Genomic DNA, 13245 nt, shown 5'->3' with positions numbered 1-13245 from the left:
CAGCACCCCCTAAATCTGATAGCCGTGGGCACGTCGTATATAAACTTCTGAAACATTGGTTTATTCCGTAGCATACTTTAATTTTGAAAGCTATAAACCAACCGAAGCAATGCAAAAAGACACAGCCATATTCGACCTTATAGCCAGAGAGAAAGCCCGCCAGACGCATGGTATTGAACTGATAGCCTCTGAGAACTTTGTATCAGAGCAGGTGATGCAAGCCATGGGCAGCGTCATGACCAACAAGTATGCAGAAGGCTTACCCGGCAAACGCTACTATGGCGGTTGCGAAATAGTGGACCAGTCCGAGCAGTTGGCCATCGACCGTGCCAAAGAACTGTTTGGTGTGGAGTGGGTAAACGTGCAGCCGCACTCTGGCGCGCAGGCAAATGCAGCGGTTATGCTGGCTGTGCTGCAGCCGGGCGATAAAATTCTTGGCTTTGACCTGTCGCATGGCGGTCACTTAACGCATGGCTCGCCGGTAAACTTCTCTGGTAAGCTGTACAGCCCATCCTTTTATGGCGTGGAGCAGGAAACAGGCCTCATTGATTTTGATAAAGTAGTAGAGACAGCCCGCAGGGAGCGTCCGAAGCTGATAATCTGTGGCGCCTCTGCCTACAGCCGCGACTGGGACTATAAAAAACTACGTGCCGCTGCCGATGAGGTAGGTGCCCTGCTGCTGGCAGATATCTCCCACCCTTCCGGCCTGATTGCGCGCGGCTTGCTGAACAACCCGTTTGAGCATTGCCACATCGTAACTACTACCACGCACAAAACACTGCGCGGCCCAAGAGGCGGTATGATTATGCTGGGCAAAGACTTCGAGAACCCGTTCGGCCTGAAAACACCAAAAGGCGAAACCCGCATGATGTCGTCGTTGCTGGATGGCGCTGTTTTCCCGGGTACCCAGGGCGGTCCGCTGGAGCACGTGATTGCGGCGAAAGCGGTAGCGTATTATGAGGCACTTTCTGACGATTATCTGGGTTATGTAAAGCAGGTGCAGGAAAACGCACAGGCAATGGCCAAAGCTTTTGTTGAAAGAGGCTACGACATCATATCAGGAGGTACAGACAACCACATGATGCTGATCGACCTGCGTTCGAAAGGGCTGACAGGTAAGCTGGCAGAGAACACGCTGGTAAAAGCCGATATCACCATCAACAAAAACATGGTGCCTTTTGATGATAAATCACCGTTCGTGACCTCAGGTATGCGCGTAGGTACAGCCGCTGTAACTACCCGTGGACTGAAAGAAAACGGTATGGTGCGTATTGTGGAGCTGATTGATAACGTGCTGACCAACCACGACAATGACAGCAAGATTGATGCAGCGCGCAAAGACATTAACAGCTGGATGCAGGAGTATCCGCTTTTTGCTTACTAACACTAAAGAACAGGGGCCACAATTGTGATGATGGATCAACCACAGATAGGGGAAGAGCAGCTAGGAGAAGAGCAGCATGAGATGTCCTTCGTGGACCATCTTGAGGAACTGAGGTGGCACCTTATTCGGGCTTTAGCCTCTATACTAGTATTCGGAACAATTGCTTTCCTGGCAAAGAGCTTCGTGTTTCATGATATCATTCTGGCTCCCTCCCGCACAGATTTCCTGAGCTACCGGGTGATGTGCGATATTGGGAATAGAATAGGTTCGGACGCGCTTTGCATAACAGAGATGGGCTTTACCATCCAAAGCCGGCAGATGAGCGGGCAGTTTACGATGCACCTGCTTGTTTCAGTCATACTGGGCCTGGCCTGTGCCTTTCCGTATGCCTTTTGGGAGATCTGGCGTTTTGTGAAACCCGGTCTTTACCCGCAGGAGCAAAAGAACTCACAGGGAGCAGTATTCTTTGTGTCCATCTTGTTTATCATGGGACTGCTGTTTGGCTACTATGTAGTGTCGCCTATCTCCATTAACTTTTTGGCTGGCTACCAGGTAGACCCTACAATCATAAACGAGTTTGACCTGTCTTCCTACATCTCGACCCTCACCACGCTTTGCCTGGCCTGTGCGTTTATGTTCGAGATGCCCGTGATCGTGTTCTTCCTGACAAAGGCAGGGCTCATAACGGCTGAGACAATGAAACTGTACCGCCGCCACGCATTTGTGGTGATATTAATTGTGGGAGCCATCATCACACCGCCGGATGTTATCAGCCAGTTGCTGATTTCAATGCCATTGATGCTGTTGTATGAGATAAGCATCCACATTTCACAATCCATCCGTAAAAGAGACCTGAAGAAACTGAACGAAAATAATACAATATAATGGCACTGAACATTGCAATTGGAGGAGACCACGCCGGCTATACCTACAAAAGTATGGTAAAAGCTGTACTGGAAGCGCTTGGCCACCAGATACAGGATTTTGGCCCACAGTCTGACGCTTCTGTAGACTACCCGGACCACGTGCACCCGCTGGCAAAAGCTGTGGCAAACGAGGAGGCGGATTTTGGCATTTTAATCTGTGGGAGCGGCAATGGTGTGGCCATTACGGCAAACAAGCACCACGACATACGTGCGGCGCTTTGCTGGAAGCCTGAACTGGCCAAACTCGCGCGGGAGCATAACAATGCCAACGTGCTTTGTATACCGGCCCGTTTTGTCTCAGAGGATGTGGCAAGGGAAATGGTGAAGGTGTTCCTGTCTACTGGTTTTGAAGGAGGCCGCCACCAGACGCGCATAGACAAAATAGAGGCCTGCTAAAAGGAGGCTACTGCTTTAAAAGAAAAGGGCGCTGCATCATTATAGGTGCAGCGCCCTTTTTCTTTTATCTGAAAGTTTTCGGTTGTATTCAGGTGCTCCTGCGCCATCTCTTTATAGGGTGGAAGAGCGTTTAAGCCGCAACCCTATTCTGACAGTTCATAGATACCTTCGGTGCTGGTAGCGCTATACTTTCCAAAGATACCCGGCAGCTTATAAGCCAGTTCGGGCATCAGGTTTACTTTATCTACAATGTAAGCAGGCATTTCCCTGCTGAAGTTCTGGTGTATCTCAAATACCGCCTGGTATTCATTCAGCCTGCCGAAGTGGCGCTGGGCCAGGTCCCAGTTAAGGTAAGGGGTTATCGGCTTGTTCTGCGTATAATAACGCACATCCTTACCTAAAACAAGCACAGTAGCCTGTTGCATCGGCAGGTCCTGTTCTTCCGGCAGCAGCAGCGGCGACTCATCCAGCAGCAGGAACCTGTTGATGTGCAGCATGTGCCGGTAACGCAGCACCAGCATAGCTCCTATCACCAGCAGTATGACCAGGTTTAGCAGCCACATTTTGCGGTTAGAGGTAAAGAAAAACTCACTGAAGTACGCAATGGGTGGCAGCAGCAGGATAAAAGTTGCCACCGAAATCTCATCTCTGGTAAAAATGACCACCAGGCTGGTAAACAGCCATACCCACATCAGCTGCTGAAACTTATCCTGGAACACGAGGCGTTGTGGCAGAGAGGCAGTGCTTAAAAGCGAGAGTAAAAGCACGATAGCGGGTATGGCCATTAGCTTCGCTACATCGGCTGGCGGCCGCAGGAAAGTTACCTGCAGTTGCCAGGGGCGCAGCAGGTGCAGCTCGATGAATTCCTGCGTTGTATTAGTATAAAGGTAGTAGGTTATCAGAACGGCATACGGAAAAACAAAGCCGCAAAGCATCAGCAACATACTCCGAAAGGTACTGGAGGCAAAAAAAATAACCGCGAAGATGCCTATCAGCAGGAACATGGCCAGGGGCAGGTAACTCATGGCGGCCAGGCCCAGCATAAACCCACCTACAAACAAGCGGTTATTGTCAAAGCCCTCCCGCGAAAGCGTGACGATATAGGGCAGCGACAGGATAATGAAGGTATTGCCGATGAGCAGCTGCGTGAGCATGTTAAACTCAAACGAAATGCTTCCTAAGATCAGGTACAGCAGCGCAGGCAGGTAGTTTTTGGTGGCGTATACGTTATGGCGGTTAAGGGTAATATTCAGCAGCAGCGCCTGCAGCAGCAGCAAACCCATTGCCGTGAGCCGGTAAGCCAGGAAAGACCGGCCCGCCAGCATGTCCACCGTCCAGAACACAAAGGCGGAAACCGGCGCCGTGTTGTCGTAAATGTCGCGGTACATGTTAAAGCCGTCTGCCATGCGCTCCCCTACCAGCATGTGCAGCAGTTCGGGTGCTGTGGCCGATATGTTCCATAAAATGAGCGGAAGCTGAACAGCAAGAAAAAGCAAAACCAGCAGGATCAGTCGGGAAGGCAGTATGCTTCGGAAGTAACTAATCAAGTAAAGACACAGTTAGAAGGAACTACGATAAGGGACCAGAGACACCGGAAAAGCTTTGAAAAACACATGCAGAGCGTGTACTTCCCTAAGCTTAACCGGCTATTGTTTTTTGTCCCAAAACAATGCAAAAGACCCTAGCCTGAAATGAGTAAGGCGCTTTTGGGGTAAAAATGCGAAATTAATATGATATTTGCAGCTTCATATGGAAAGTAAAAGACAACAGAAATTTTCTCGCCTGATTCAGAAAGAATTAGCAGACATCTTCCAGCGGGAGGTGCCGCACCTTTTTGGAGGCGCATTTATATCCGTGAGCGTAGTCCGGGTTTCGCCGGACCTTGGCCTGGCAAAGGTATTTATCAGCGTCATGATGGCCAAGAACCCGGAGGCGCTCCTTTTAGAAGTACGTGCCAATACCAAGACAATCCGCCATCTGCTGGCCCAGCGCATCGGGAAGCAGGTAAGGATTGTACCGGAGCTGGCGTTTTACCTAGATGACAGCGCAGAATATGCAGCCCGCATCGAAAAGCTGTTCGATAACATCGACATACCGCCTGCAAGCGAAGACGACGAGGAAACATATCCTGGCTTATAGCTTCTCATCACCTTTATGCAATACGACCCGATAAAGCGGGTGCTTGGCGACGCGTTTAACAAAACGCCTTTCCTGCGCCGCGTGTTTTACAAACTCCTGGACCTGCTGTTGCTGCGTACCTGGCATGTGCACAAAGAACTGCGCGAATGGGCAGAAGGCCGCCGCGACAAAGAGCAGTACATACTGGATGCAGGTTCCGGCTTTGGCCAGTATACCTATTACCTGTCTGGCATGAGCCGCAAGTGGAGCATATTGGCTGTGGACGTAAAGGAAGAGCAGATTTCGGACAGCAATTGCTTTATTCGTGCCATCGGGCGCCACAACGTGCTGTTCCGGATTGCGGACCTGGTGAAGTACCGGGAACCTAAAAGTTATGACCTTATTCTGTCTGTAGACGTGATGGAGCATATCCTGGAGGATGTGGAGGTATTCCGTAATTTCCAGGCCTCGCTGCGCCCGGGTGGCATGCTGGTCATTTCCACCCCCTCCGACCAGGGGGGGTCTGATGTGCATGGTGACGATGAAGCTTCTTTTATAGAAGAGCATGTGCGCGACGGGTATAACATCAAAGAAATAGAGGATAAGTTGAAACTGGCGGGGTTCAGCAAGGTGAAAGCGCGCTACTCGTATGGTAAGCCGGGGCAGATATCCTGGCGCCTGTCTATGAAGTACCCGCTGCTGATGCTGAATACATCTAAAATTTTCTTCCTGCTTTTGCCGTTCTATTACCTCATCACCTTCCCGATATGCCTCGTGCTGAACTGGATGGACGTGAACGGTAACCACAAATCAGGCACCGGCCTGATTGTGAAAGCCTGGAAATAATTAATTGTTGAATTGTTAAATGGCTTAATTGTTGTCTCGGCACGTGTAACAATGAACGTTTAACTATTAAACAAACAGCACTAAACAATCAGCAATAAAAGATGAATGTTCCTTTTCTGATAGCGAAGCGATATTTTTTCTCCAGAAAGAAGAGAAACATCATCAGCATTATCTCCAACATCGCCATGATTGGCGTTGCAGTGGGGTCAGCTGCCCTTATCATTGTGCTTTCCGTATTCAACGGTTTAGAGGATCTTATCCGTGAAATCTACTCCAGCTTTGATCCTGACCTGAAAATTACCGCTGTAGAGGGCAAGTCTTTCGAGACCGATACCGAGTTCATGAACCGCATCCGGCAGATGCCGGGCGTAGCGGTGGTGTCGGAGGTGATAGAAGACAATGCCCTGCTGCGTTACAACGACCGCCAGATGGTGGTGAAGGTGAAAGGCGTGAGCGAGAACTTCTTTGAGCAGAACGAGATCGACTCGGCAGTGGTGGAAGGCCGCAGCGAGTTAATTCACAATAATGCCTACCATGCCCTGATTGGGCGTGGGGTACAGTACCAGCTCTCTATCAGGACAAACAACCAGTTTGTGCCGCTGCAGTTTATGTACCCCCGCAACACCAAGTTTAATCCGCTTAACCCTGAGGGGGCTTTCAACATGCTGGATATAGTGCCAGGGGGTATTTTTGCCATTGAGCGGCAGTATGACGATGCTTATGTGTTTGTGCCGCTGAACTTTGCCGCTGAGCTGCTGGAGTATGGCCGCCGCCGCACAGCGCTGGAGATAAAAGTAGAGGACGGTACGCGTGTGGACCGGGTAAAAGCCGCCTTGCAACAGGAACTTGGTGAGGACTTTAAGGTACAGAACAGCGATGAGCAGCACACCAGCCTGTTACGTGCCGTAAAGGTAGAGAAGCTGTTTGTGTTCATTACCTTCGCCTTTATACTTGGCATTGCCTCCCTCAACATCTTCTTCTCCCTCTCTATGCTCGTTATCGATAAGAAGAAGGATATTGCCATTCTTGCTTCTATGGGTGCTACAGCTAATACCATTCGTAATATTTTCCTGATGGAGGGTGCTTTGGTTGCCTTTATTGGAGCGGCGTACGGCTTGTCTATCGGTATGCTGATATGCAACCTGCAGCAGACCTTCGGCCTGGTAAGTATGGGCATGTCCACCTCCGTAGTAGAGGCTTATCCGGTGAAAATGCAGGTGCAGGATTTTGTTCTGACAGGTTTAGCTATCGTCATCATTACCCTGCTGGTGTCTGTGCGGCCCGCCCGCAGAGCTGCGCTAATGTCTGTCACAGACAACCTGTAAGGGAGAAGCAAGTACTCCTCCTGCTCCTCTATAAGTTAAAATCCGAGGACGACAAGGCACTACCTGTTTCTTTCAAACTATTCTTGCTGCCGTTATAGGTTGAAAAGCTTGTTTTTGATAGGAAATGAACAGTAGAAAGGCTAAATTCGAAGCCCTAAAACTGTTTTTGGCATGAAAGTCTACACCACTCAGCCTTTTCAGGTTATTTATTCGCTCTTTGAGCATGAGTACCTGGGCTATCTGTTTGAATCTTTCGTGGTGCAGGTAAACTCCAAAGGACAGCTTACCCTACAGCACCAGAACATTTCCGCCAAAAATGCGGATGAGTTTGCTTCCCGTCTCGATGCGGATGATTTTAAGCTTATCACGCTCATGGACCAGATTCAGCAGGATGCCGTGCTGAAGCGTTTTTCTTCTAAAAGAATGACGCCTGTAGATTTCTTCCTGAAAACCTATGATCCGGAGAAGGGAGACAAGGCCCTGCAGGAAACCATCAGCCACTACATCCAGGGGCGCATGGGTAAGATTCTGGAGCTTCTCCGTACCAAGATGACCTTTATCATGGGCAAGGATGGAGAGCCTACCTGGAAGCGCATCCAGATTGCCCCGGAGCGCGCTACAGTGCTGTTCCACTTCATGCGTAACGCCGACAACACCCACTACTTCCCTACTATAAAGTATGCCGGGCAGAAGCTGGATTTCCAGTACCGGAATGCAGAGCTGATATGCTATGAACCTGCCTGGCTGATGCTGGACAATGTGGTCTACAGCTTTGAGAAGGATGTGGACGGTAAAAAGCTACAGCCATTCCTGAATAAAAAATTTATTGTGGTGCCCCGCTCGGTAGAGGAGAACTACTACAAAAAGTTTGTGGCTCCCCTGGTAGAGTCCTTCGACGTGCATGCCAAGGGCTTCGATATTCGGTCAGAGAAGTATGAGCCAAGCCCTTATCTTACGTTTTCGGAAATAGCCGCCACTGAGACACCTGCTGTAAAGGTAAACGGCAATGAAAGCAGGGCAGAGCGTGGGGCCACGCCTAATACAAAGATTCTCTTCAACCTTGCCTTTGAGTACGGTGGCTACATGGTGCAGACGCAGGAGGCTAAGCGCATCAGCGTAAGCATGGAGAAAACACCGGAATCTTATATCTTCCACAAGCTCATCCGTGACCTAAACCACGAGAAAGCCTTTGTGAAGGAGTTGAACAAGCGGGCACTGGAGGTGAAGAACGGGCAGGCGATACTCGATAAAAGCGATGCTTTCGCATGGCTGAGCAATAACCTGGTGGAACTGGAAGAGCTTGGCTTTAAGGTGCTGCAGTCAGAGAAAAGCGGTAAGAATTACTTTATAGGTGAGATAACGCTGGATGTAGGCATCACTGAGAAAAACGACTGGTTTGATATCTACGGAACCGTACGCTTTGGGGAGTTTGAAATACCATTTATCCGGCTCAAGAACCACATTCTTACCAAAAACAACGAATTCCTGCTGCCTAACGGCCAGGTTGCCATTATACCGGAAGAGTGGTTTACGCAATATATAGAGCTCTTTGCCTTTTCAGAGGGAGAAGACCACCTGACGCTGAAAAAGCACCATATGGCGCTGGTGAACGACCTGCAGCAGGGCAATCTCGCTACCGTCACCATGACGCGCAAGCTGGAGAAACTGCGCGAGTTCGAAACTATAGAAGACCAGCCATTACCGGCAGGCTTTGTGGGAGAGCTGCGGCCTTACCAGAAAGCAGGTTACAACTGGCTGCACTTTGTGCAGAACTACAAATTTGGGGGCTGCCTGGCCGATGACATGGGCTTGGGTAAAACGGTGCAGACGCTGGCGATGCTGCAGCACCGTAAAGAAAACGGTGCTGCAGCATCGCTGCTGGCCATGCCAACCTCGCTGGTGTATAACTGGCTGAACGAGGCGCAGAAGTTTACCCCAAACCTGCGCATCCTCACCTACACCGGCACCTACCGCGATAAAAACGTGGAGCAGTTTCAGGATTACGACGTCATTCTGACCTCCTACGGTATTGTGCGCCTCGATGCAGAGTTACTGAAGACCTATTACTTCGACTATATTATCCTGGATGAGTCGCAGGCAATTAAAAACCCGGACTCCAGCACTTCCAAGGCTGTGCGCTCTTTGAAGTCCCGGCACCGGCTTATCCTGACGGGTACGCCAGTAGAAAACAGTACCATGGATCTGTGGGCGCAGATGTCGTTCATCAATCCTGGCCTGCTGGGCAACCAGCACTTCTTCCGAAAGGAGTTTCTCAAGCCAATTGAAAAAGAGAAGGATGAGCATAAAACACGCCGCCTGCACACGCTCATCAAGCCGTTTATCCTGCGCAGGCACAAGTCGCAGGTAGCGAAAGAGCTGCCGGAAAAGATAGAGCATACCACCTTCTGCAAAATGACAGAGGAGCAGGAGCATGCTTATGAAGAGACGAAATCCTACTACCGCAACAAAATACTGACAAACCTGGAGGAACATGGGCCGGGCAACACCCAGTTTATGCTCTTGCAGGGCTTAACAAAGCTGCGGCAGATTGCCAACCATCCGCTGATGACGGACCCTGGCTACGAAGGGGAGTCCGGAAAGCTGAAGGAGGTACTACGCATGACTAAAAGCGTTGTGGGTGAGGGGCATAAGGTGCTTGTCTTCAGCCAGTTTGTGAAGCACCTCGAGATTATCCGGAAAGTGCTGGACGAGCGGCATGTAACGTATGCTTACCTGGACGGAAACACAAAGAACCGGCAGGAGCAGGTAGAGCGCTTCCAGACAGACCAAAGCATACAGGTATTTCTTATTTCCCTGAAAGCGGGTGGTGTAGGGCTTAACCTGACGGCGGCGGACTATGTGTTTATCCTGGACCCCTGGTGGAACCCGGCCGTAGAAGCGCAGGCAGTTGACCGCGCTCACCGCATCGGGCAGCAGAATACAGTGTTCACATATAAATTCATTTCCAAAGACACGGTAGAGGAAAAGATACTGGCGCTTCAGAACCGCAAGATTCAGCTGGTTACCGACCTCATCAGCACCGATGAAGCCATCATCAAGAACCTGACAAAAGACGATATCGAAAACCTGTTGAGTTGAGGTGATTGCTGGTTGTTGATAGTTGATTGCTGAAAATTTATGGAAAAGCCGCTGCAGGAATCACTGCAGCGGCTTTTCTTTTGCCGGAGGTAAAACTTTCGCTCCGGAAGAGGGTTAAAGCAGTAGTATCCAACTCCCCTCCTAGGACAAGGAGGGGCAGGGGTGGTTTGACCCGGAACCGGAGTATGCACAAATGAGCCTAAAGACTCGCACCTACAAAGCGCCACCAGTTTGATACCGGCGTCAGGAACAACAACCAACAACTAACAATCAATAAACATGCAGCTACACCTGAGAACACCCGTACAACAAGACTATCTCTCTGTATTCGGGGCGTTTGATGAGCAGTTGTTCCGGAAGCTGTCGCCACCTTACCCGCGCCTGAAGCTGCTGCGGTTTGATGGCAGTGCGCCCGGCGATGTGGTGGAAGTAGAGCTGCAGACAGGCATCAAATCTTTCCGCTGGACCAGCCTTATCACCGAAAGAGAAGTAACCGAAACAGACGCTTATTTTATAGACCAGGGTCAGGAACTGCCTCCTCCCCTGCGCTACTGGCATCACAAGCACCTGATTGTCAAAAACGGCAGCGGCGCTGTTATTCATGATATTATCACTTATAACACTGGGAGAAAGCTGCTGGACCTGCTGCTCTACCCGCTCATGATGGCGCAGTTTAGTATGCGAAAGCCAGTGTACCAGAAAGTGTTCAGGAGAACGCATTAGCAGCAACTAAATGCTAGCCTCCTTCAGCAGGCAGGAAGTGGTTCCGGCCTCTTCTCTTCCCTCCCCTCGTTCCTGGAGGGAAACTTTTTTCCGCTCTGCTAGTTAAGAGCACAAAAGAATTAAACTGCGTACATTGTAGGTATGAAGAAAGCAGCCATAGTTGGGGCAGGCATCGGGGGTATCGCCGCATCAATACGGCTGGCCCTGAAAGGCTATCAGGTAACGGTATACGAAGCCAATGACAGCTTTGGTGGCAAGATGCATGAATTCTGGCTGGGAGGCTATCGCTTTGATGCCGGTCCTTCGCTGTTCACACTGCCCCGCCTTGTGGATGAGCTGTTTGAATTGGCCGGACGAAAACCTGCTGACTATTTTACCTACACCCGCCTTAGCCCTATTACCCACTACTTCTGGCCCGACGGCAGCCGCTTAAAAGCCTATGCAGACCCGGAGCGCTTTGCCAGGGAGGCAGCGCAGCAGTTGGGTGTGCCAGAGCAGGATGTACGAGCAGTGCTGGCACGGAGCAGGCGCCTGTACAAGGGAACCGCAGACACATTCCTGAACAAGTCGCTGCACAAGGCAGGCACATACCTGAGCCTGGACGTGCTGAAAGCCCTGGGCTGCCTCACGGATTTGGGGCTGACCACAACTATGCATGAGGCAAACGCCAACAAGTTTAAAGACCCACGCTTTGTACAACTGCTGGACCGCTTTGCGACCTACAACGGTTCAGATCCTTACCAGGCGCCGGGCACGCTCAACATCATTCCGCACCTCGAACACAACATCGGTGCCTTTTACCCGAAGGGTGGCATGTATGCCATTGCGGCCAGCCTGGTGAAGCTGGCAGAGGAGCTGGGCGTTGAGTTTCGGTATAAGGAGCCCGTGGAACTGATAGGCACACTTGCCGGAAAGGTGATGAGCGTGAAAACAGCATGGGGCAATTACAATGCTGACATAGTGGTGAGCAACATGGACGTGGTGCCCACTTACCGCAGGCTTCTCCCCGACCATCCGGCGCCGGAGAAAACGCTGAAGCAGCCTCGCTCCAGTTCCGCGCTTATCTACTACTGGGGCATTAAGAAGCAGTTCCCGGATCTCCACCTGCACAACATTTTCTTTAGTAGTGATTATCGGGAAGAGTTCGAGCATATCTTTCAGCGTAAAACCATTGGCCCAGACCCTACTGTGTATGTAAACATCACCTCTAAATTGGAGGCAGCAGATGCACCAGAGGGGTGTGAAAACTGGTTTGTGATGGTGAATGTGCCGCACCACCAGGGGCAGGACTGGCAAAAGCTGGTAGCCACTACACGCGAAACAGTGCTGAAGAAGCTCAGTAGTATGCTGCAAACAGACATCGAGCCGCTCATAGAGCAGGAGCAGGTGCTGGACCCGCTCTTAATCGAAAGCCGTACCTCGTCTTTTGCCGGCGCTTTGTATGGCAGCAGTTCCAATAACATGATGGCAGCTTTCCTGCGTCACCCTAATTTCAGCTCTCAGATTGAGGGGCTGTATTTCTGTGGTGGCAGCGTGCACCCGGGTGGCGGTGTGCCACTCTGCCTGCTTTCTGCAAAAATCGTAGGAGAATTGGTGCCTGCCGTAGAACCCGCAGAGGAAGTATAAAACTATTATGCCTGAAACCACACATACAGCTCCTGCCATAAAAGATGCCGTAGAAAAGTATGCCAGATATGCCCTGCCTGCTGCAGTAGCCGTGCTGGTCATCTTCCACAGTGTGGGGCTGTGGGGGCTACTTTTCAGTGGCAACTCCACGTACTTTCAGCAGCTCACGCCAATGAACCTGCTACTGACGAACGTGCTGCTCTTCAGCTTTCACCGGCGCTGGAACAATGGCTTCATCCTTTTTGCAGTGGTGGTGTTCGGCGTAGGGTTTATGTCAGAGGTTATTGGCGTGCATACAGGGCTGCTATTCGGGAGCTACAGCTACGGTGCCGCGCTGGGCCTGAAACTGTGGGAGGTGCCCCTGCTCATTGGCCTGAACTGGCTGATGCTGGTGTACACAACCGGCCATATTAGCAATTATTTTAAGGTGCATTGGCTGGCAAAGGCATTCACGGGCACACTGCTCATGGTGCTGCTGGATTACTTTATAGAGCCTGTCGCCATGCAGTATGATTTCTGGAGCTGGCAGGGCGGCTCTATTCCCTCTTCTAATTTTGTCGGTTGGTTTGCTGTGGCTTTTTTGCTGCAGCTGTACTTCCAGAAAGCCCCATTCTACAAAGCCAACAAGCTGGCGCCTTACGTATACCTGGTACAGCTGGTCTTTTTCATCATTCTCTTCAGCATGTTATAGCAGTAACGAAAGCTACTGTCATTTGCGTTTTAGTAAGTCATTCAGTAAAATTATATTTACATCACTCTTACCAGTTGGAGAAGACGTAAGCTTTTCTTCAAGTTCACGTAA

11 protein-coding genes are annotated in these 13245 nt (G+C 50.6%); 10 read left to right on the top strand and 1 reads right to left on the bottom strand.

Annotated elements, in window-relative coordinates; translation table 11 throughout:
• The first annotated feature begins 109 nt into the window (after window positions 1-109).
• The 3 genes from glyA to rpiB are packed head-to-tail and all read left to right on the top strand — an operon-like array spanning window position 110 to window position 2706.
• A complete protein-coding gene (gene glyA / locus ACYVB1_RS21620; RefSeq protein ID WP_460925901.1) occupies window positions 110-1384 on the top strand; it encodes a serine hydroxymethyltransferase in 1275 nt (424 codons plus the stop codon).
• A 30-nt stretch (window positions 1385-1414) separates the two neighbouring features.
• Entirely contained in the window at window positions 1415-2269 is an 855-nt protein-coding gene (gene tatC, locus ACYVB1_RS21615; RefSeq protein WP_460926077.1) for a twin-arginine translocase subunit TatC, read from the top strand.
• Window positions 2269-2706, top strand: coding sequence for a ribose 5-phosphate isomerase B (rpiB, locus tag ACYVB1_RS21610; RefSeq protein ID WP_460925900.1), 438 nt, complete (start codon window positions 2269-2271; stop codon window positions 2704-2706). The genes tatC and rpiB overlap by 1 nt, the downstream gene beginning before the upstream one ends.
• Before the next feature lie 143 nt (window positions 2707-2849).
• On the opposite strand, the gene ACYVB1_RS21605 is transcribed toward rpiB, so the two are convergent.
• Window positions 2850-4253, bottom strand: coding sequence for a hypothetical protein (locus ACYVB1_RS21605; protein ID WP_460925899.1), 1404 nt, complete (start codon window positions 4251-4253; stop codon window positions 2850-2852).
• Window positions 4254-4455: 202 nt separating this feature from the next.
• Between ACYVB1_RS21605 and rbfA the strand changes: the two genes are divergently transcribed.
• From rbfA to ACYVB1_RS21570, 7 genes are all read left to right on the top strand, one after another.
• The gene (gene rbfA, locus ACYVB1_RS21600; protein WP_460925898.1) at window positions 4456-4845 is read left to right on the top strand and encodes a 30S ribosome-binding factor RbfA; all 390 of its coding nucleotides are present in this window, start codon (window positions 4456-4458) and stop codon (window positions 4843-4845) included.
• A gap of 15 nt (window positions 4846-4860) precedes the next feature.
• On the top strand, window positions 4861-5670 hold the full coding sequence (locus tag ACYVB1_RS21595) for a class I SAM-dependent methyltransferase (protein WP_460925897.1): 810 nt from the start codon (window positions 4861-4863) through the stop codon (window positions 5668-5670).
• Window positions 5671-5771: 101 nt separating this feature from the next.
• Window positions 5772-6995: an ABC transporter permease gene (locus ACYVB1_RS21590; protein WP_460925896.1), complete on the top strand. Its 1224-nt coding sequence runs from the start codon at window positions 5772-5774 to the stop codon at window positions 6993-6995.
• A gap of 171 nt (window positions 6996-7166) precedes the next feature.
• Entirely contained in the window at window positions 7167-10094 is a 2928-nt protein-coding gene (locus ACYVB1_RS21585; RefSeq protein WP_460925895.1) for a DEAD/DEAH box helicase, read from the top strand.
• Window positions 10095-10373: 279 nt separating this feature from the next.
• Window positions 10374-10817, top strand: a complete 444-nt coding sequence (locus ACYVB1_RS21580) for an SRPBCC family protein (protein WP_460925894.1) — start codon at window positions 10374-10376, stop codon at window positions 10815-10817.
• Between the two features lie 141 nt (window positions 10818-10958).
• Window positions 10959-12443 (top strand): 1-hydroxycarotenoid 3,4-desaturase CrtD, encoded by a 1485-nt coding sequence (crtD, locus tag ACYVB1_RS21575; RefSeq protein ID WP_460925893.1) that lies wholly within the window; start codon window positions 10959-10961, stop codon window positions 12441-12443.
• A 7-nt stretch (window positions 12444-12450) separates the two neighbouring features.
• Entirely contained in the window at window positions 12451-13134 is a 684-nt protein-coding gene (locus ACYVB1_RS21570; protein ID WP_460925892.1) for a carotenoid biosynthesis protein, read from the top strand.
• Window positions 13135-13245 lie beyond the last annotated feature (111 nt).

Source organism: Pontibacter brevis (assembly GCF_054779655.1).
Note: the sequence above shows the minus strand (reverse complement) of the source record. Positions and strands in the feature narration are given on the sequence as shown.